Source organism: Roseibacterium elongatum DSM 19469 (assembly GCF_000590925.1).
Taxonomy (GTDB): domain Bacteria; phylum Pseudomonadota; class Alphaproteobacteria; order Rhodobacterales; family Rhodobacteraceae; genus Roseibacterium; species Roseibacterium elongatum.
Map to the genome: position 1 here is coordinate 1,885,213 of NZ_CP004372.1, position 18,570 is coordinate 1,903,782.

Below are 18,570 nucleotides of genomic sequence, written 5' to 3' on the forward strand. Positions count from 1 at the left end.
CGCGTCCGCGCCCGGTCCAATTCCAAGCATTCAACCCAATTCCAAGGAGAGCCCCAAATGGCTGCTAAGGACGTCAAGTTCGACACCGATGCCCGCAACCGCATGCTCAAAGGCGTCAACATCCTCGCCGATGCGGTGAAGGTCACCCTCGGCCCCAAAGGCCGCAACGTCGTCATCGAGAAATCCTTTGGCGCGCCCCGCATCACCAAGGACGGTGTGTCGGTCGCCAAGGAAATCGAGCTTGAGGACAAGTTCGAGAACATGGGCGCGCAGATGGTCAAGGAAGTGGCCAGCCGCACCAATGACGAGGCCGGTGACGGCACCACCACCGCGACGGTTCTGGCGCAGGCCATCGTCAAGGAAGGCATGAAGTCGGTCGCCGCCGGCATGAACCCGATGGACCTCAAGCGCGGCATCGACCTGGCCACCGCCAAGGTCGTCGAGCAGATCCGCAATGCCGCCCGCGAAGTCGCCGACAGCGACGAAGTCGCCCAGGTCGGCACCATCTCGGCCAACGGCGAGAAGGAAATCGGCCGTCAGATCGCGGACGCGATGCAGAAGGTCGGTAATGACGGCGTCATCACCGTCGAAGAGAACAAGGGCCTCGAGACCGAGACCGAAGTCGTCGAAGGCATGCAGTTCGATCGCGGCTACCTGTCGCCCTACTTCGTGACCAACCCCGACAAGATGATCGCCGAGCTGGAAGACTGCATGATCCTGCTGCACGAGAAAAAGCTCTCGTCGCTGCAGCCGATGGTGCCGCTGCTCGAGTCGGTGATCCAGTCGCAGAAGCCGCTGTTGATCATCGCCGAGGACGTCGAAGGCGAAGCGCTGGCCACCCTCGTGGTCAACAAGCTGCGCGGCGGTCTGAAGATTGCGGCCGTCAAGGCGCCGGGCTTCGGCGATCGCCGCAAGGCCATGCTGCAGGACATCGCGATCCTGACCGGCGGCCAGGTGATCTCGGAAGATCTGGGCATGAAGCTCGAGAACGTGACGATGGACATGCTTGGCACCGCCAAGAAGATCCAGATCACCAAGGACGAGACGACCATCGTCGACGGTCACGGCGAAAAGGCCGAGATCGAGGCGCGCGTCGCCCAGATCCGTCAGCAGATCGAGGAGACCACCTCGGACTACGACCGTGAAAAGCTGCAGGAACGCGTCGCCAAACTGGCCGGCGGTGTGGCCGTCATCCGCGTTGGCGGCATGACCGAAGTCGAAGTGAAAGAGCGCAAGGACCGTGTCGACGACGCGCTGAACGCCACCCGTGCCGCCGTTCAGGAAGGCATCGTGGTCGGCGGTGGCGTGGCCCTCGTGCAGGGTGCCAAGTCGCTCGAGGGTGTGTCGGGTGAAAACAGCGACCAGAATGCCGGTATCGCCATCGTGCGCCGCGCGCTGGAAGCTCCGCTGCGCCAGATCGCCGAGAACGCCGGCGTCGACGGCTCGGTCGTGGCCGGCAAGATCCGCGAAAGCGACGACCTGGCCTTCGGCTTCAACGCCCAGTCGGAAGAGTATGGCGACATGTTCAAGTTCGGCGTCATCGACCCCGCCAAGGTGGTCCGCACTGCGCTGGAAGACGCTGCATCGGTCGCTGGTCTGCTGATCACCACCGAGGCCATGGTTGCCGACAAGCCGCAGAAAGAGGGCGCACCCGCCGGTGGCGGCATGCCCGACATGGGCGGCATGGGCGGCATGATGTAATCCTGCTGCCGCAGTCGAACACGCAAAGGCCCGCCATCGCGCGGGCCTTTGTCATGTCTGAAAGGTGCCTTTCCTTCATCAACCGCCGCGGCTAGCGTCCGTGACGCAACGAAGCGAGGGGGGCGCGCGTGTCAGACCACAAAACCGCAATCGTGACCGGGGCGGCGCGGGGCATCGGGCTTGCCACCACGCATCTGTTCCTCGCCGAAGGGCTGTCCGTCGCCATGGTCGACCGCGATGCCGAGGAACTGCAGCGCGCCGCAGACGGGTTGGAGCGCGTCCTGCCGCTTCCCTACGACGTGTCGATCCCCGAACAGGTGGATGCGATCATGGCCGAAACCATCCAGCATTTCGGTCGCATCGACTGCCTTGTGAACAACGCAGGCGTGGCCGATTTCGGCCCGATCGAGGACACGAGCTTTGCCCGCTGGCGCACGGTGATGGAGACCAATCTCGACGGCGTGTTCCTGTGCTCGCAGGCCGCCATCCCGCATCTGAAAAAGACACGCGGCGCGATCGTGAACATCGCGTCGATCTCGGGGTTGCGCGCCTCGACCCTGCGGGTGGCCTATGGCACCTCGAAGGCGGCGGTCATCCACCTGACCCAGCAACAGGCGGCGGAACTGGGCGAATACGGCATCCGGGCGAATTGTGTCGCGCCGGGGCCGGTGCGCACGAAACTGGCCATGGCCGTCCACACGCCAGAGATCATCGACGCCTATCACGACGCCATCCCGCTCAATCGCTACGGGGCGGAGGACGAGATCGCACATGTCATCGCCTTTCTGTGTTCCGACAAGGCGAGCTATGTGACAGGGCAATTGATCTCGGCCGATGGCGGGTTCGAAAGCACCGGCATCGGGTTGCCGGCAGTGCGCGCAAAGGGGGACTTCGCATGAACCAGATCGGTATTGTCGGGCTCGGCCGCATGGGGTCGGCCATTGCCGCAAGACTGGCCGCCCAAGGCCATCCCGTCGCCGGATGGACGCGGTCCGGGCTGACGCCCGAGCGCGCCGAGGCATTGGGGATCGCGCGGGCCGAAACCCTTCCGGATCTGGTCGCGGCCTCGGAGACCTTGATCTTGTCGCTTTATGACGATGCGGCTGTGGCGGCGGTGCTCGACACGGTGCTTGGGCTGCCGCTCGACGGGAAACTGATCGTCGAGACCTCGACCGTGTCGCCGCAGCAGGTGCAAAGCCGCGCTGCGGATGTCGCCGCGAAGGGGGCCTCGATCCTCGACGCCCCGATCTCGGGCGGGCCCGAACTGGTCGCAGAAGGGGAATGCGGGATCTTTGTCGGTGGCGATACCGCCGCCGCAGAGCGTTTCGCGCCGATCGGCGCGGTTCTATCCGACAAACTGGCGCATGTCGGGCCGCTTGGCACGGGCGTGGCGATGAAAATCGTGAACAACGGGGTGCTTCAGGGGTATTTCGCGACCCTGGCCGAAATGATGCGGATCGCAAAGCGCGCGGGACTGCCGTTCGAGACGGCGCTGCGCATCATCGCCAAGGGGCCGGCGGGAACACCCATGCTGACCGCGCGTCTGCCGAGGATGTTGGGCCACGAGGATGGCGTCGGGTTCCCGATTTCCGGCGTGGCCAAGGATAACGCCGTGTTTCGGCAGGTCGCGACGGAACTGGGTGTCGAGGCCGCAACCCTCGCCCTGGCCGACGCGCTGTGGCAAACCGGGATCGCCGATGGCCTGGCCGATGCGGATGTCGCCATGCAATTGCCGCACGCTTATGACAACGCCTGACGAGTCGCCCGGCCGCACCATGCCATGAGGCAGATCAAGGCGCCGGGGCCCGACCTGGCGCAGCGTGGCGTCCGTGCTGGCCGGCCTTGGTGGCGGCCGAATCCCGCCTGACATCCCCGGTTCCGGCACGCATGTGCCTTGTTCGGAACCCGGAGGTCCAGGATGCCCCGAAACGTCATAGCTGCCGTTCTTGCCGCCCTTGTCGTGCTGCCATTGGCCGCGACGGCGCAGGAGGATGAGACGGCCACCACCGTTTTTGCCGATGACCGCTACATCGCCGGTGGGGATGTCGAGATCGACGAGACCACGACCGGCGATCTCTTCGCTGCCGGAGAAGAGGTCACCCTGTCGGCCGATGTCGACGGCGCCGCCCATATGGCCGGGCGGCGCCTGAGTATCGAGGCGCCCGTCGCCGGGGCGCTTTATGCGGCCGGTTACGAGATCGACGTCGAGGCGGCGATAGACGGGCCCGTCTCGGTGTTCGGGGCCGATGTCGAGATCGAGACGACACTTGGGGGGAACCTGCGCGCCTTCGCCTCGGACCTCAGCCTGTCCGGCGCGGTGGGCGGGTCGGCGATTCTGGCCGCCGACGAGTTGGACCTTGATGCCACGATCGAAGGCGATGTGATGCTGTCGGCCGGCGAGATCGAGTTTGGCGATGACGCCCGCATCACCGGGCAGCTTATCCTCTATGCCGAAGAAGGCGACGCCCCCGCGATCCCCGAGGCCGTGGTGCCGGCCGACCGGATCGAGTTGCGCGATATCGAAGGTTGGGATCGCGATGTCGGTCCCTCGATGCGCGATCTGCGCCGCGCAGGCTGGGCCGCCGCGATCCGTGGCTTCGCGTTCAGCGTGCTGCTCGTCGCCGTCATCGCCGCCGTGGCCATCGTCGTCCTGCCCGAGCGGGTCATCCATTGGCGCGAAAGGGCCCTGGCCGAGCCGGGCCGCAGCCTTGCCTGGGGGTTCGGAACCCTGTCGCTGATCTGGGGCGCGGGGGTGGTGCTGGCCTTTACCATCTTCGGCCTGCCACTTCTTCCGGCGGCTTTCCTGATCGGCGCGGCGCTGGCCTATGCCGGCTATGTGCTGGGGTCCTATGTGCTGGGCGTTGCCATCTGGCTGAAGCTGGGCAACGCGATGCCGACCGACACGTTGCCAAAGGTCGGGCTGGCCGCTCTGGGCGCGGTTCTGGCCGGGGTGGTCGCCTTGATCCCCTTGCTTGGGTGGCTGTTCGTCATGGCGCTGGCGCTTTACGGCTTGGGGGCTTTGGTGAACAGCTATCGCGCCCGCCGCAATGACAAGGGCGATAGTGGCGGGTCTGATCCCGCGCCCGAACCGATGCCCTGAGGGGTTCCCTTCGTCGGGGAAATCGCGCATTGGGCGGGCATGACCGGCCAATGCCTCACCTTCGACAAGGCCCGCGTGCTGACGCCTGAGGGCGTCGGCATCGCGTCGCTGTCGATTGCGGGCGGCGTGATCACCCAAGCGCCGCAGGCGCGGCGCATCGACCTGTCGGGCTATCTGGTTCTGCCGGGCATCGTGGACCTGCACGGCGACGGGTTCGAACGCCATGTCGCGCCGCGCCGGGGCCTCGTCGGGGATCTGGGTCCCGGTCTGCGCGGGCTCGAGGCGGAACTGGCCGCCAATGGCATCACCACCGCCGTCCTGGCGCAATACTGGTCATGGGGAGGGGGGGATGCGCGCACCTGCCTTCGCGAAACGTCTGGCCGAGGCGCTGAGGACGCACAGGGAACGCGCCGCGCTGATCTATCAGCTGCGCCTTGAACTGGGGTGCATGATCGAGACGGGCGAGGTTCTGGACTTCATCGACGATTACGAAATCCCCTTCGTGGTGTTCAACGACCACCTGCCGCATGACGCGCTGGCCAGCGGCAAGCGCCCCCCGTCGCTCCAGGGGCAGGCGCTGAAATCCGGCCGCTCGCCCGAGACGCATCGGGCGCTGATGCAATCCCTGCATGACGCCATGCCCGAGATCCGCGCCAAGCTGCCGGCCTTCTGCGCAGATCTTGCCGCGCGTGGCATACGGATGGGCAGCCATGACGACAGGACCGCCCAAGACCGGACGACATGGCGCGAGATGGGGGCACGGATCGCCGAATTTCCCATGGCCCGAGCCCCGGCCGCCGCGGGCGACCCCGTGATCCTGGGCGCGCCCAACGTGGTCCGCGGCGGCAGTCACAAGAAGAAATCGATCTCGGCCCTCGATCTGCTGCAGGACGGGCTTTGTGATGCCCTGTGTTCCGATTACTTCTATCCGGCCCCCTTCGCCGCCGCCGGCAAGTTGGTCGCGCTGGGCTGGTCGCTGCGCGATGCCTGGGCCTTGGTGTCCTTGCGGCCGGCGCAGATGATCGGTCTGCACGATCGGGGCGCGCTGATGCCCGGGAAACGCGCCGATTTGCTGATCACCGACCCGGATCTGGGCCAGGTCCACGCTACCATTGCCGGGGGACAGGTCACCTGGCTTGCGGGCGATCTGGCCGCACGGATGATCGGATGAGCGCCGCGCGCCTGATCGGCCTCGTCAGCCTGGCGATGCTGGCCTTTGCCGCGAACTCGATCCTCAATCGCGCCGCGGTCGGAGGGGGCGAGATCGACGCCCTGTCCTTTGCCATCCTGCGCGCCGTCTCGGGCGCGATCATGTTGTCGGCGCTGGTGCTGGCGCGGCGCCGCCGCGTGCCTGTCCTGCGGCCCCAGCGTGTCGTCGGGGCCGGGGCGCTGACGCTGTACTTGCTGGGCTTTTCCGTCGCCTATGTGCAGATCGATGCGGGCCTCGGGGCGCTGATCCTGTTCGGGGCGGTGCAGGTCACGATGTTCGCCGGGGGCGTCGTCGGCGGAGATCGCCCGCCCGCCCGGCGCTGGATCGGGGCGGCGGTGGCGCTTGTAGGGTTGGGGTGGCTGATCTGGCCTGCCGGCGCGATCAGCGTGCCGCCCATGGCCGCGGCCGCGATGCTGGCGGCCGGGGTGGGCTGGGGCGTCTACTCGCTGGCCGGGCGCGGCGCGACCGACCCTTTGGCGGAAACCGCGGCCAATTTCGCCTGGGCCGCGCCGCTCTGCCTGTTGCCCGTGCTGCTGTTGCCCGCGTCGCCCGAGGCGAGCCCGCCGACGAGTTACGGGGTGGCGCTGGCGGTGGTGTCGGGCGCGATCACCTCGGGGTTGGGCTATGCGCTGTGGTATGCGGTTCTGCCGCGCATGGCGCCCTCGGTTTCCGGGCTGGTGCAACTGTCGGTGCCGGTCATCGCCGCGGCCGCGGGCGTGGCCCTGCTGGGCGAGGGGCTGAGCCTGCGCATGCTGGGGGCCGGGGCGCTGACCCTGGGCGGCATCGCGTACGGCCTTGGCGCATTTCACATGATCAGGGGTTCCAGGGCGTCATAGCCGACACTGTCGCCCCAGGCGATGTCGGGCAGGCTGTCGGGCTTGTAGCGCAGGCGCGCCATGTCGGCGCGGCTGGCGAGGATGCGTTGTGTCACGATCCCTTCGGGATCGGTCCAGGGCGCACGGGGATCGCCCGAGACCAGCGACACCCGGAAATACACGTCGACCTGGTGAAAATCGCGGCTGCGCGAGTGGAACTCGTTCACAAGGCATGGCGCGCCGACGGCGACGGTCAGGCCGGTTTCCTCGTGAAACTCGCGCATCAGGTTTTCGGGCAGGGAGGAATGCGGCTCGACCCCGCCGCCGGGCGCGCAAAGCAGGTCGGATTTCCCGCCCCCCCAGGCGTTGACGAGGAGCAGCCGGTTCTCGATCAGGAGCAGGCCGCGCACGGCCAGTCGGGGGCGGTTTCCGGGGCGTGACATGGGCGCGAGCCTGCCGTGACGCTGCGTCGGCGGCAAGCCCCCTCGGCAAGGGCGCGCGGGTGCCCTATCTCTGGTCCATGCGCCGGTCTTTCGCTTCTCTCGCCGTTCTGCTTGCCATCGTCTTGTCCGCGTCGTCGGCGCGCGCGCAGGAGTGCGTGGTCCTGCTGCACGGATTGGCGCGGACCGAGGCGTCGCTCCTTCTGATGGAAGAGGCGCTGGAGGCCGAGGGCTACCGTGTCGTCAACCGGGGATATCCCTCGACCCGCGCGTCCATTGCCGAGCTTGCGCCGCGAACCCTGTTGCCGGCCATGGCCCAATGTGGGGCCGAGCGTGTGCATTTCGTGACCCATTCCATGGGGGGAATCCTGCTGCGCTACTGGATCGCCGCGCATCGTCCCGCGCGGCTGGGGCGTGTGGTGATGCTGGCCCCGCCAAATGGCGGCTCGGAACTGGTCGATGTCCTGGGGCCGCTGGAGCCGTTCGAATGGATGAACGGCCCGGCCGGCATGCAGCTTGGCACCGGGGACGAGGATCTGCCGCGTTCACTGCCGGATGTGGATTTCGACCTGGGTGTGATCGCCGGGGATCGGACGCTGAACCCGATCTATTCCGCCCTCATTCCCGGGCCGGATGACGGCAAGGTCGCCGTGGACCGGACCCGCGTCACCGGCATGGCGGATCACATCGTGCTGCCCGTCACCCATACGTTCATGATGAACAGTCCGCTGGTGATCGCCGAGGTCGTGACGTTTCTGCGCAGTGGCGTGTTCGATCACGACATGGAATTCTTCGACGCGGTGGAAGAGATCATCGAGTGAGGGTTTGCGCCGGCGTCGCCGTCGCCCGGCGAAGCGCCGCAAGGGGCATCGAGCCCCTTGCGGCGCTTGTGCGCTCCGCGCGGGAGTTTTTTTGGCCAAGATGAAGGGAAGGGGTGGGCGATCAGCCTGACGGGCCGGTGATGCGGTTGACATGACCCATCTTGCGGCCGGGGCGGGTTTCCGCCTTGCCGTAGAGATGCACCTGGACACCCGGCTCGGCGGCGAGGTTGGGCGCGCGCGCGACCTCGCCGCCGATGAGGTTTTCCATGGTCACGTTGGCGTGGCGTGCGCCATCGCCAAGCGGCCAGCCGGTCACGGCGCGCATGTGCTGTTCGAACTGATCGACGGCGCAGCCCGCCTGCGTCCAGTGCCCGGAATTGTGAACGCGGGGGGCGATCTCGTTCACGACCAGTCCCGCAGCCGTCACGAACAGTTCGACGCCCATCACGCCCACGTAGTTCAGGTCTGTCAGGATGCGCGAGGCCAAGAGCACCGCGTCGGTTCTCAGCGATGCGGGAATGGGGGCCGGGACGGTCGTCGTGGCCAGGATTCCGTCGCGGTGGAGGTTCTGGCCCGGATCATAGGCGGCGACGGCGCCATCCTGACCGCGCGCGGCGATCACGCTGATTTCCATCGAGAAATCGACGAATCCCTCGGCGATCGTAGGGGCGCCTTTCAGGGTCGCCAGCGCGGCGGCGGCCTCGTCCTCGGCCTTGATGCGGGCCTGGCCCTTGCCGTCATAGCCGAAGCGGCGCGTCTTGAGGATGGCCGGGACGCCGGTTTGTGCGAGGGCGGCCGGCAGATCGGCCGCGGTCTCGACGGCGGCGAACGGGGCGACCTTCAGGTTCAGCCCGCTGAGAAAGGTCTTTTCGGTCAGCCGGTCCTGGCTGACCTCGAGCGCGCGGCGCGAGGGGAAGAGGGGCGTTTCGGCCGACAGGATATCGAGGGCCGGGGCCGGAATATTCTCGAACTCGTAGGTGATGACGTCGCAGGCGGCGGCAAAGCGGGCAAGCGCCCCGTCATCGTCATAGGCCGCTTGCGTCCATTCATGCGCCACATCGGCGGCGGGGGCGGCGCCCGGCTCGAAGATATGGGTTCTGTAGCCGAGGCGGGCCGAGGCCATGGCCAGCATGCGGCCCAATTGCCCGCCCCCGAGAATGCCGACGGTCGCGCCCGAGGGGAGGGGGTCAGTCATCGCTGGGCACCTCGGGGATCGAGGCCGACAGATCAGCGCGCCACCGATCGAGGCGGCCGGCCAGTGCCGGGTCCGACGTGGCGAGGATGCCGGCCGCCATCAAGCCGGCGTTGCAGGCGCCAGCGGCCCCGATAGCCATCGTGGCCACGGGGAAGCCGCGTGGCATCTGGACGATTGAATAGAGCGAGTCGACGCCGGACAAGGCGCGCGTCTGGACCGGCACGCCGATCACCGGGACCCGCGTTTTCGACGCCATCATGCCCGGCAGGTGGGCCGCCCCGCCGGCACCGGCGATGATGACCTTGAGGCCGCGATCGACGGCGGATGTGCCATAGTCCCAAAGGCGGTCGGGGGTGCGATGGGCCGAGACGATCCGCGTCTCGTAGGGCACCTGCAAAGCGTCGAGAACCTCGGCCGCTTCCTTCATGGTAGGCCAGTCCGACTGGCTGCCCATGATGATGCCCACTTCGATTTCCGCCATCGGCCAAACTCCATCCGCCAGCATGTTGAGCGGCGCACTATAGCGACCGGAAAAGGCGGCGCAATGCAGCAGCGTCCGTGGCGCGGCGGGTGGGGCGTGCCGCGCTCAGTGACCGGCCCTTGCGGGCCCCATCATGCGATGATGTCCGGGGTCAGCTCGTCCTCGATGCGCGAGATTTCGTCCTTGAGGGCGAGCTTCTGCTTTTTCAGGCGGCGCAGCGTCAGTTGATCGGGGTTGACGGCCTCTTGCAGCGCGCCGATGGCGGCGTCGAGATCGCGATGTTCGCGGCGCAATACCTCGAGTTTGACGCGCAAAACGTCTTCGTGGCTCATCTCGGTGGGTGCGTTCATGTTAATCGGTCGTCCCCTTGATCCGTCGCGCGTGGGATCAGCCTCAGGACGATACACCTAAAGGTCCGAAGCGCAAAGCCCGTCACGCGTGGTAGCGCGGCGGCATCTTGCGCAAACCGCCTTTGACCCCCATATTTTCCTCGAGCGCGCCGTTGCCGATGACCGGGGCGGCGTTCGACCGCAGATCGCTTTCATGCAAAGGATGTGCCTGATGACGAAACTTACCCTTGGGTCGCACCCTTTTCTTTTGGGGTTCGACCAGCTGGAACGCCTGGTGGAACGCACCGCGAAATCCGGCAACGATGGCTACCCGCCCTACAATATCGAACAGCGTGGCGAAAACGCCTATCGCATCACGCTGGCCGTGGCGGGGTTCGCCGATGCTGACCTGTCCATCACCGTCGAAGACCGTCAGCTGGTGATCCGCGGCAAGCATCGCGACGACGATGACGCGCGCGTCTTTCTGCATCGGGGGATCGCGGCGCGACAGTTCCAGCGCAGTTTCGTCCTTGCCGATGGCGTCGAGGTGGCGGGCGCGTCGATGGAGCATGGGCTGCTGCATATCGACCTGAAACGGGCCGTGCCCGACAGTGTCGTGCAAACGATCCGCATCAATTCCGCCAAGGCGGAGCAGTAAGAAAGGGTGACGCCATGAACGCACGCAATTCTGCCGCCGAAACCCAGGGGCGGCCCATCGTCTACATCCGCAAGATTGCCGTCGCGGACCTGCCGCAAGAGGTGCGCGAACAGGCCGAGGGCCTGGACGAGGTGTATGCCATCGGCTCGGAAACCGGCGAGCAGCTGGCCTTGGTCAAGGACCGCAAGCTGGCCTTTGTGGTTGCACGTCAGAACGACATGACTCCGGTCAGCGTCCACTGACCGGACCGGAACCTTTCACGCAAGGGCGCCCCGATCGGGCGCCCTTTGTCATTCGTCCAGCGTGTCGCGCCAGCGATTGACGATCGGGTAGCGGCGATCCAGCCAGAAGGCACGCTCGGTCAGCCGGGCACCGGGCGCGGCCTGGAAGCGTTTGTATTCGTTGATGTAGATCAGGCTTTCGATCTTTTTCACGGTCGCGCGGTCATAGCCCATGGCGACCACGTCCGAGACGCTGGCCTCCTTGTCGATCAGCATTTCCAGCATGACGTCGAGATCGGAATAGGGCGGCAGGCTGTCCTCGTCCTTCTGATCCTCGCGCAACTCGGCGGTGGGCGGTTTGTCGATGACGCGTGGGGGAATGACCTCGCCCTCGGGGCCGGCCATCCAGTCGCGGTGATTGGCATTGCGCCAGCGGCAGGTCTCGAACACGCGCGTCTTGTAGAGGTCCTTGATCGGGTTGTAGCCGCCGGCCATGTCGCCGTAGATCGTCGAATAGCCGACGGCGACCTCGGATTTGTTGCCGGTCGTGAGCAGCATTTCCCCGAACTTGTTCGAAATGGCCATCAGCATCACACCGCGCAGCCGCGACTGTATGTTTTCCTCGGTCACGTCGGGGGCCATCCCGGCAAACAGGTCGGACAGGGCATCGCCGACCGCGTCATGCGCCCCCGCGATGGACACGGTGTCCAGCTTGCAGCCAAGGCGCCGAGCGGTTTCCCCGGCATCTTCCAGCGACATGGCGGAGGTGTATTTCGAGGGCAGCATCACGCAACGTACGTTTTCCGGGGCCAACGCATCGGCCGCGATGGCCGCCACCAGCGCCGAGTCGACCCCGCCCGACAGGCCGAGCACCGTCTTGGAAAACCCCGCCTTGCGCATGTAATCGCCCAAGGCCAGCACCATGGCGTGATAGTCGGCCTCCCATGCGTCGGGCAGGCGGGCCTTGTCGCCCTCGACAGCTTGCCAGCCCTCGGCGCCTCGTTCGAAATCGACATGGGTCAAGGTGGGTTCGAAGGCCGGCAACTGATGCGTCAGCACCCCGTGCGGGTTCAGCACGAAGGAGGCCCCGTCAAAGACCTGGTCATCCTGCCCGCCCAGCAGGTTCAGGTAGACCAGCGGCAGGCCGGTCTCGATCACGCGGGCGACCATCTGTGCCTGACGGATGCCCATTTTGCCCCGATGATAGGGCGAGCCGTTGGGCACCAACAGGATCTCGGCCCCCGTTTCCGCCAGCGTCTCGGTCACATCCTCGAACCAGGCATCTTCGCAGATCGGCATGCCGATCCGCACAGGGCCGACGCGCACGGGGCCGGCGGGATCGCCCGCATAGTAGTAGCGCTTTTCGTCGAAGACGGCGTAGTTCGGCAGGTGGTGCTTGAGGACCGTCGCGTCGATCTTGCCGCCTTGTAGCACGAAATAGGCGTTGAAGGGCTTGGCCCCGCCGGGCAGGGGGCCGCCGATGCCGATGGCCGGTCCATCCGCGCAATCCGCCGCAAGATCCTGGAGCACGCGTTGCACATCCATCGCGAAGGCCGGCTTCTTGACCAGATCCTGCAACTGGTAGCCGGTGATGAACATCTCGGGAAACGCGATCATGTCCGCGCCGGCGGCCTTGGCCTCGTCCCATGCCGCGTGCGCGATGCCGGCATTGCCGCGCAAATCCCCCACGGTCGGGTTGATCTGTGCCAGCGTCAGGCGAAATCTGTCGGACATCGGGTTTCCTGCCTCTGCGGTCTGGTCGCGGGCCCTGTCATAGCAGACCCATGCGCGGGGCCAAGCCATTGGCCCACAGTGTCGGGGAAAGACATTGCGCGCACGCGAAGCGTCACCTAGCTTGTTCAGCGAAAAGGGAAACCGGCTCCGACACAGGGGGGCACACAAGGTGCAAAGCGGGATTTGGGCCAAGGGGGCTGCGGCCGGTCTTGGCGTTGCGTTGGCGGCGACGGGTGCGCTGGCGCAGGATACTGTCGATATCCAGCAATACGACAATGGCGGCATTTACGAGGGCGAGTTCCGCAACGGCGTGCAGCATGGCACCGGCACCTACCGCTTGCCCAACGGGTATGAATACACCGGCGAATGGGTGGATGGCGAAATCCGCGGTCAGGGCGTTGCCCGCTTTCCCGATGGGTCCGTCTACGAGGGCGCGTTCCTGGCAGGTCGTCCCAATGGCACCGGCACGATCACATTCGCCGACGGGTCGACCTACGAGGGCGAATGGGTCGACGGGCGGATCGAAGGCACAGGCACGGCCAATTATTCCAATGGCGTCGCTTACACGGGCGAGTTCCAGAACGCTCTGCATCATGGCCAGGGGGTCATGACGGGGCCGAACGGCTATCGCTACGAGGGGCAGTGGTCGAACGGGCTGAAAGACGGGCAGGGCACGATCACCTATCCCGATGGTGCGGTCTATTCCGGCCAGTTCGTAGCCGGTCAGCGATCGGGCACCGGACGCCTCGAGATGGCCGATGGCGTCGTGTACGAAGGCGCGTGGGCAGAGGGGCAGATCAATGGCGACGGCACGCTGACGCAACCCAACGGCGATGTCTATACCGGAACCCTCGTCAACGGGCAGCGTCAGGGCGAGGGGCGCGTGACCTATGCCAATGGCGACATCTACGAGGGGGAGTTCGCCGACGATCGCCGCCACGGCCAGGGCACCTTCACCGGGGCCGATGGATATGTTTATCAGGGCCAATGGCGCGAAGGGCGCATTTCGGGCACGGGTCAAGTGACCTATCCCGACGGCTCGGTTTATGGGGGTCAATTCCGCAATGACCTCGCCCATGGCACCGGCGCGATCAGCTATCCCGATGGGTCCTCCTACCAAGGGGAATGGGTCGATGGCGTGATCCAGGGCACTGGCACGGCCAGCTATGCCAACGGGCTGGTCTACGAGGGCGAGTTCGTCAATGCCCGCCAGCATGGGCAGGGGGTCATGAGCCATCCCGACGGCTACCGCTATGAAGGGGCGTGGGAGGACGGCCTGCGCCACGGGCAGGGGGTGGCCACCTATGCGGACGGCACGGTTTACGATGGGCAATTCGTGGCCGGTCAACGCGAAGGGCAGGGCACCCTGACCATGCCCGATGGGTTCACCTATGTCGGCGAATGGCAGGGCGGCGAGATCAACGGCATGGGCACGGCCACCTATGCAAACGGTGATGTCTACGAGGGCATGTTCGTGAATGGCCGGCGCCAGGGCGCGGGTACGATGCGTTACGCCTCGGGCGAGGTGATCGAGGGCGATTGGGAAAACGGCCTTTTGTCCGGCGAAGAGGCGGACACGGCCCCGACGCCGGCCGTCCAACCGGATACGACCGAAACCGCGCCGGAGACGGAATAACCAAGCCCAGGGTTGCCCGCCAGCATCCGGCCCCTTGTGCCTGATCGCGCGGGCCAACGAAAAACGCCGCAGGGGTCACCGGACCCTTGCGGCGTTTTCGATGATGGCGCCACGGGGCGCCACCATCATGATCGGTTTGGCGATCTGCCGGATCAGCCGGCCACCAGGCCCATGCTTTCCAGCTTCAGCAGGACCTGCTGGGCGCAGTAGTCGACATCCATGCCTTCGGTATCGACGACCAGTTCGGCGGCCTCGGGGGCCTCATAGGGGTCCGAGATCCCGGTGAATTCCTTGATCTTGCCCTCGCGCGCCAGCTGGTAGAGGCCCTTGCGGTCGCGGCGTTCGCATTCTTCAAGGCTGGTGGCCACATGCACCTCGACGAAGGCGCCGTAGGCCTCGATCATTTCGCGCACCGCGCGGCGGGTCGCGGTATAGGGCGCGATGGGCGCACAGATCGCGATGCCGCCATTCTTGGTGATCTCCGAGGCGACATAGCCGATGCGGCGGATGTTGATGTCGCGGTGTTCCTTCGAGAAGCCAAGCTCCGACGACAGGTGTTTGCGCACCACGTCCCCGTCCAGCAACGTGACCGGGCGGCCGCCCATTTCCATCAGCTTGACCATGATCGCATTGGCGATGGTCGACTTGCCCGACCCGGAGAGCCCGGTGAAGAACACGGTGAAGCCCTGCTTCGAGCGCGGCGGCGAGGTGCGGCGCAGTTCCTTGACGACGTCGGGGAACGAAAACCATTCGGGGATCTCGAGACCTTCGCGCAGACGGCGGCGCAGTTCCGTGCCCGAGATGTTCAGGATCGTGACATTGTCGCGATCCTCGATCTCGTCGGCGGGTTCGTACTGGGCGCGCTCCTGCACATAGACCATGTGTTTGAAATCGACCATTTCGATGCCGATTTCCTCTTGATGCTGGCGGAACAGGTCCTGCGCATCATAGGGGCCATAGAAATCCTCGCCGGCGCTGTTCTTGCCGGGGCCGGCATGGTCGCGCCCGACGATCATGTGAGTGCAGCCGTGATTCTTGCGGATGATGCCGTGCCAGACAGCCTCGCGCGGGCCGGCCATGCGCATGGCCAGGTTCAGCAGCGACATGGTGGTGGTGGCGGCCGGGTATTGGTCGAGCACCGCCTCGTAGCAGCGCACGCGGGTGAAGTGATCCACATCGCCCGGCTTGGTCAGGCCGACGACCGGATGGATCAGCAGGTTGGCCTGCGCCTCTTTCGCGGCGCGGAAGGTCAGTTCCTGGTGCGCGCGGTGCAGCGGGTTGCGCGTCTGAAAGGCCACGACCTTGCGCCAGCCCAGCTTGCGGAAATAGGCGCGCAATTCGTTCGGCGTGTCGCGGCGGGCGCGGAAATCATAATGGATCGGGGGCTGGATGCCGGTGATCGCGCCACCCAGATACACCGACCCGGCGGTGTTGTGCAGGTAGTTCACGGCCGGATGCGCGATGTCATCGGCGCCATAGACCTTTTCGGCTTCGCGTGCCTTGTTCGGGATCCATTTGTCGCTGATCGACAGAATGGCCAGGATCACGCCTTCCTGATCGCGCAGGGCGATGTCCTGACCTTCTTCGACCGTCGCGGCAAAGTCGTCCGAGATGTCCAGCGTGATCGGCATGGGCCACAGGGTGCCGTCGGCCAGGCGCATGTTCTCGACAACGCCTTCGTAATCGTCTTTGCCAAGAAAGCCCTTAAGCGGGTTGAAGCCGCCATTCATCAAAAGCTCGAGATCGCAGATCTGGCGCGGCGTCAGATCCCACGAGGGCAAATCGGCGGCCTCGCGTTTCAGTTTCTGGGCGCTGTCAGGCGATACGTAGAGTTCCTGAATCGGGGCGTGATGGTTCTGCATGACTTGAATCCTGGGTTTGGAGGAAAGAAATCCGCTGCCGCTGCCGGTCAGTTCGGCATGGAGCGCGTCGTATTCGGCAAGCTTGCGGGCAAGAAAGCGATCGGTGAGGCGGGCCTTTTCCGCCGCCCCGCGCGAGGTCAGCGCATAGGCATAGCGCTGTCGTTTGTCGGGGCCGGGACGGTCGGTGATCCTGACCAATCCCGCCTCGGCAACGGCCCGCAATTGGGCGTTGAGCCGCCCGAGGCTGATTCCCAACGCCTGCGCCGTCGCGCGCTGCGACGCGTCCGGCGCCGTATCGAGCTGGCGCAGAAGGCGGAAGAGCTGATCGTCTTCCGGCAAATGGGGTTGGGGCGTGGTTGCGGACATCGTGGGCCATGTGTGTTCAATGCTGAACACATGTCACATCTCGCATCCGCAGAAAAGAGCGAATTTCAACTTTTGGCTGAAAAGGGCAGATCTCGCGCACTGGGCATGATCCGAGCGGCCGACGCGACAACGGCACGAAAACGCCCCGCAGCACGGTTTGTGCGATGCGGGGCGCAATGCAAACAGGGTCTGGTCCCGCCGCGCCCGAACCGGGCACGGGTCGGGCGGCGGCTTACTCGGCGGCGCCGACCTCGCCCTCGGCTCGATCGGTGACGGCGGCATAGGCACCGGCCGCGGTCGTGGTCTCACCATCTTGTTCTGCAAGCCATTTTTCGGCATCAAGCGCCGCCATGCAGCCCATGCCCGCACTGGTCACGGCCTGGCGATAGACGTGATCGGTCAGGTCGCCCGCTGCGAAAACACCGGCAATCGAGGTGCGGGTCGTGCCCGGCTCGACCTTGACGTAGCCGCCATTGTGCAACTCGAGCTGGTCCTTGACCAATTCGGTCGCCGGGGCGTGGCCGATGGCCACGAAAAACCCGTCGCAGGGCACCTCGGTGATCTCGCCGGTCTGAACATTGCGGGCGCGCACGCCTTCGACGCCGCGGGGATTGTCGCTGCCGACAACCTCTTCGACCGTGTGATTCCACAGCATCTCGACCTTGGGATTCTTCATCAGGCGGTTCTGCAGGATCTTTTCGGCCCGCAACTCGTCGCGGCGATGGATCAGCGTCACTTTCGAGGCGAAATTGGTCAGGAAAAGCGCCTCTTCCACGGCGGTGTTGCCGCCACCGATCACCACAACCTCCTTCCCGCGATAGAAAAACCCGTCGCAGGTGGCGCAGGCCGACACGCCGAAGCCCTTGAAGTGCTCCTCCGACGGCAGGCCCAGCCATTTCGCCTGCGCGCCCGTGGCCAGAATCACGGCATCGGCGGTGTAGGTGGTGCCGCTGTCGCCGGTGGCGGTGAAGGGCCGCCTGGACAGATCGAGATCGGTGATGTGGTCCGAGATGATCTCGGTGCCCATGGCGCGGGCATGCTCTTCCATGCGAACCATCAGGTTGGGGCCCTGCACCTCGGTGTCGCCGGGCCAGTTCTCGACCTCGGTGGTGATGGTCAACTGGCCGCCGGGCTGGATGCCCTGCACCAGAATCGGCTCCAACATGGCGCGGCTTGCGTAAACGCCGGCGGTATAGCCGGCCGGGCCTGAGCCGATGATCAGAACGCGGGTATGGCGAGTGTCGGACATGTGCTGGAACCCCCCGGGGCTTGTCGTCATGGGATGATTTGGCTACGTCATTGGCGGCCTCACGGACCCCGCCGATATAGACAGGTGTCCGCCGCAGTTAAAGGCCCCCGAAATCGCGCAAGAGGCGACGGTCTTGCGGCTTGCATCTTGGACAAGTGTATTCCATATGTTGCGCAAGCGTGAAATAATATTGCGCAAGCGCTCATCATCTCGTCAGAAACGAAATTGGGCACCCGACGGAGAGGCCAGACATGCCCAGCACAAAGCTTGATCCGATCGACCGAAAGATCCTGGCCGAACTGCAGCAGGATGGTCGCATGACCAATGTCGAACTGGCCAAGCGGGTCGGCATATCGGCCCCGCCCTGCCTGCGCCGTGTACGCACCCTGGAAGAGGCGGGGTTCATCCGGGGCTATCATGCGGATGTCGATCCGCGTCAGCTGGGGTTCGAGGTCCAGGTGTTCGCCATGGTCGGCCTGAACAGCCAGGCCGAAACGGACCTCGTCGCCTTCGAAGAGCAGTGCAATGACTGGCCGCTGGTGCGGGAATGTCACATGCTCAATGGCGAGATCGATTTCATTCTCAAATGCGTGGCGCCCGATCTGTCCACCTTCCAGAGTTTTCTGACCGGCGAGTTGACCGCGGCGCCGAACGTGGCCAGCGTGCGTACCTCGCTTGTGATTCGCGCGGCCAAGGACACGCCCGGCGTGCCCTTCGACGTGATGGAGGATCGGCTGAGCCGTTCGGCCTGA

Annotated in this window: 19 protein-coding genes; 12 read left to right on the forward strand and 7 right to left on the reverse strand. The window is 65.6% G+C overall.

The window, feature by feature from the left end:
- Positions 1–57 precede the first annotated feature (57 nt).
- The 7 genes from groL to ROSELON_RS09260 all read left to right on the forward strand — a co-directional run bounded on the left by groL (position 58) and on the right by ROSELON_RS09260 (position 6,847).
- Positions 58–1,701 (forward strand): chaperonin GroEL, encoded by a 1,644-nt coding sequence (gene groL, locus ROSELON_RS09235; protein ID WP_025312123.1) that lies wholly within the window; start codon positions 58–60, stop codon positions 1,699–1,701.
- Positions 1,702–1,829: 128 nt separating this feature from the next.
- The gene (locus ROSELON_RS09240; RefSeq protein ID WP_025312124.1) at positions 1,830–2,600 is read left to right on the forward strand and encodes an SDR family NAD(P)-dependent oxidoreductase; all 771 of its coding nucleotides are present in this window, start codon (positions 1,830–1,832) and stop codon (positions 2,598–2,600) included.
- Complete coding sequence (locus tag ROSELON_RS09245) at positions 2,489–3,457, forward strand: NAD(P)-dependent oxidoreductase (RefSeq protein ID WP_156945914.1); 969 nt, start codon at positions 2,489–2,491, stop codon at positions 3,455–3,457. Before ROSELON_RS09240 ends, ROSELON_RS09245 begins: the two co-directional genes overlap by 112 nt.
- A gap of 162 nt (positions 3,458–3,619) precedes the next feature.
- A complete protein-coding gene (locus ROSELON_RS09250) occupies positions 3,620–4,801 on the forward strand; it encodes a hypothetical protein (protein WP_025312126.1) in 1,182 nt (393 codons plus the stop codon).
- 39 nt (positions 4,802–4,840) lie between these two features.
- Positions 4,841–5,239, forward strand: a complete 399-nt coding sequence (locus ROSELON_RS19050; RefSeq protein ID WP_342665275.1) for an amidohydrolase family protein — start codon at positions 4,841–4,843, stop codon at positions 5,237–5,239.
- Entirely contained in the window at positions 5,151–5,972 is an 822-nt protein-coding gene (locus ROSELON_RS09255; protein ID WP_342665276.1) for an alpha-D-ribose 1-methylphosphonate 5-triphosphate diphosphatase, read from the forward strand. Before ROSELON_RS19050 ends, ROSELON_RS09255 begins: the two co-directional genes overlap by 89 nt.
- Positions 5,969–6,847, forward strand: a complete 879-nt coding sequence (locus tag ROSELON_RS09260) for a DMT family transporter (protein ID WP_025312127.1) — start codon at positions 5,969–5,971, stop codon at positions 6,845–6,847. Before ROSELON_RS09255 ends, ROSELON_RS09260 begins: the two co-directional genes overlap by 4 nt.
- Here ROSELON_RS09260 and ROSELON_RS09265 read toward each other — a convergent pair.
- The gene (locus tag ROSELON_RS09265) at positions 6,817–7,269 is read right to left on the reverse strand and encodes an NUDIX domain-containing protein (RefSeq protein ID WP_025312128.1); all 453 of its coding nucleotides are present in this window, start codon (positions 7,267–7,269) and stop codon (positions 6,817–6,819) included. The two genes, ROSELON_RS09260 and ROSELON_RS09265, sit on opposite strands and share 31 nt — an antisense overlap.
- Positions 7,270–7,346: 77 nt before the next feature.
- On the opposite strand from ROSELON_RS09265, the gene ROSELON_RS09270 reads away from it, so the two are divergent.
- Positions 7,347–8,087 (forward strand): lipase family protein, encoded by a 741-nt coding sequence (locus ROSELON_RS09270; protein ID WP_025312129.1) that lies wholly within the window; start codon positions 7,347–7,349, stop codon positions 8,085–8,087.
- A gap of 121 nt (positions 8,088–8,208) precedes the next feature.
- Here the strand turns inward: ROSELON_RS09270 and ROSELON_RS09275 are convergent, their stop codons facing one another.
- From ROSELON_RS09275 to ROSELON_RS09285, 3 genes are all read right to left on the reverse strand, one after another.
- Positions 8,209–9,282, reverse strand: a complete 1,074-nt coding sequence (locus tag ROSELON_RS09275; protein ID WP_025312130.1) for a 5-(carboxyamino)imidazole ribonucleotide synthase — start codon at positions 9,280–9,282, stop codon at positions 8,209–8,211.
- Entirely contained in the window at positions 9,275–9,763 is a 489-nt protein-coding gene (gene purE / locus ROSELON_RS09280; RefSeq protein WP_025312131.1) for a 5-(carboxyamino)imidazole ribonucleotide mutase, read from the reverse strand. The genes ROSELON_RS09275 and purE overlap by 8 nt, the downstream gene beginning before the upstream one ends.
- Before the next feature lie 131 nt (positions 9,764–9,894).
- A complete protein-coding gene (locus ROSELON_RS09285) occupies positions 9,895–10,113 on the reverse strand; it encodes a YdcH family protein (protein WP_025312132.1) in 219 nt (72 codons plus the stop codon).
- A 211-nt stretch (positions 10,114–10,324) separates the two neighbouring features.
- Between ROSELON_RS09285 and ROSELON_RS09290 the strand changes: the two genes are divergently transcribed.
- Both ROSELON_RS09290 and ROSELON_RS09295 read left to right on the forward strand, forming a co-directional pair.
- Entirely contained in the window at positions 10,325–10,750 is a 426-nt protein-coding gene (locus ROSELON_RS09290; RefSeq protein ID WP_025312133.1) for an Hsp20 family protein, read from the forward strand.
- A 14-nt stretch (positions 10,751–10,764) separates the two neighbouring features.
- Positions 10,765–10,992, forward strand: coding sequence for a DUF1150 family protein (locus ROSELON_RS09295; protein WP_025312134.1), 228 nt, complete (start codon positions 10,765–10,767; stop codon positions 10,990–10,992).
- 48 nt (positions 10,993–11,040) lie between these two features.
- On the opposite strand, the gene ROSELON_RS09300 is transcribed toward ROSELON_RS09295, so the two are convergent.
- A complete protein-coding gene (locus ROSELON_RS09300; RefSeq protein ID WP_025312135.1) occupies positions 11,041–12,705 on the reverse strand; it encodes an NAD+ synthase in 1,665 nt (554 codons plus the stop codon).
- A 169-nt stretch (positions 12,706–12,874) separates the two neighbouring features.
- On the opposite strand from ROSELON_RS09300, the gene ROSELON_RS09305 reads away from it, so the two are divergent.
- Positions 12,875–14,341, forward strand: a complete 1,467-nt coding sequence (locus tag ROSELON_RS09305) for an MORN repeat-containing protein (RefSeq protein ID WP_084613867.1) — start codon at positions 12,875–12,877, stop codon at positions 14,339–14,341.
- Positions 14,342–14,493: 152 nt separating this feature from the next.
- Here the strand turns inward: ROSELON_RS09305 and ROSELON_RS09310 are convergent, their stop codons facing one another.
- Both ROSELON_RS09310 and trxB read right to left on the reverse strand, forming a co-directional pair.
- A complete protein-coding gene (locus ROSELON_RS09310; protein ID WP_025312137.1) occupies positions 14,494–16,569 on the reverse strand; it encodes a bifunctional sulfate adenylyltransferase/adenylylsulfate kinase in 2,076 nt (691 codons plus the stop codon).
- Positions 16,570–16,801: 232 nt separating this feature from the next.
- Positions 16,802–17,818, reverse strand: coding sequence for a thioredoxin-disulfide reductase (trxB, locus tag ROSELON_RS09315; RefSeq protein ID WP_025312138.1), 1,017 nt, complete (start codon positions 17,816–17,818; stop codon positions 16,802–16,804).
- Between the two features lie 251 nt (positions 17,819–18,069).
- Between trxB and ROSELON_RS09320 the strand changes: the two genes are divergently transcribed.
- Positions 18,070–18,570 (forward strand): Lrp/AsnC family transcriptional regulator, encoded by a 501-nt coding sequence (locus tag ROSELON_RS09320; protein ID WP_025312139.1) that lies wholly within the window; start codon positions 18,070–18,072, stop codon positions 18,568–18,570.

What these genes read in the sequence shown, in the direction of transcription:
- groL (WP_025312123.1), top strand. Translation starts at nt 58, where the DNA reads ATGGCTGCTAAGGACGTCAAGTTCGACACCGATGCCCGCAACCGCATG.
- ROSELON_RS09250 (WP_025312126.1), top strand. Translation starts at nt 3,620, where the DNA reads ATGCCCCGAAACGTCATAGCTGCCGTTCTTGCCGCCCTTGTCGTGCTG.
- ROSELON_RS19050 (WP_342665275.1), top strand. Translation starts at nt 4,841, where the DNA reads ATGACCGGCCAATGCCTCACCTTCGACAAGGCCCGCGTGCTGACGCCT.
- ROSELON_RS09255 (WP_342665276.1), top strand. Translation starts at nt 5,151, where the DNA reads ATGCGCGCACCTGCCTTCGCGAAACGTCTGGCCGAGGCGCTGAGGACG.
- ROSELON_RS09260 (WP_025312127.1), top strand. Translation starts at nt 5,969, where the DNA reads ATGAGCGCCGCGCGCCTGATCGGCCTCGTCAGCCTGGCGATGCTGGCC.
- ROSELON_RS09265 (WP_025312128.1), bottom strand. Translation starts at nt 7,269, where the DNA reads ATGTCACGCCCCGGAAACCGCCCCCGACTGGCCGTGCGCGGCCTGCTC.
- ROSELON_RS09270 (WP_025312129.1), top strand. Translation starts at nt 7,347, where the DNA reads ATGCGCCGGTCTTTCGCTTCTCTCGCCGTTCTGCTTGCCATCGTCTTG.
- ROSELON_RS09275 (WP_025312130.1), bottom strand. Translation starts at nt 9,282, where the DNA reads ATGACTGACCCCCTCCCCTCGGGCGCGACCGTCGGCATTCTCGGGGGC.
- purE (WP_025312131.1), bottom strand. Translation starts at nt 9,763, where the DNA reads ATGGCGGAAATCGAAGTGGGCATCATCATGGGCAGCCAGTCGGACTGG.
- ROSELON_RS09285 (WP_025312132.1), bottom strand. Translation starts at nt 10,113, where the DNA reads ATGAACGCACCCACCGAGATGAGCCACGAAGACGTTTTGCGCGTCAAA.
- ROSELON_RS09290 (WP_025312133.1), top strand. Translation starts at nt 10,325, where the DNA reads ATGACGAAACTTACCCTTGGGTCGCACCCTTTTCTTTTGGGGTTCGAC.
- ROSELON_RS09295 (WP_025312134.1), top strand. Translation starts at nt 10,765, where the DNA reads ATGAACGCACGCAATTCTGCCGCCGAAACCCAGGGGCGGCCCATCGTC.
- ROSELON_RS09300 (WP_025312135.1), bottom strand. Translation starts at nt 12,705, where the DNA reads ATGTCCGACAGATTTCGCCTGACGCTGGCACAGATCAACCCGACCGTG.
- ROSELON_RS09310 (WP_025312137.1), bottom strand. Translation starts at nt 16,569, where the DNA reads ATGTCCGCAACCACGCCCCAACCCCATTTGCCGGAAGACGATCAGCTC.
- trxB (WP_025312138.1), bottom strand. Translation starts at nt 17,818, where the DNA reads ATGTCCGACACTCGCCATACCCGCGTTCTGATCATCGGCTCAGGCCCG.
- ROSELON_RS09320 (WP_025312139.1), top strand. Translation starts at nt 18,070, where the DNA reads ATGCCCAGCACAAAGCTTGATCCGATCGACCGAAAGATCCTGGCCGAA.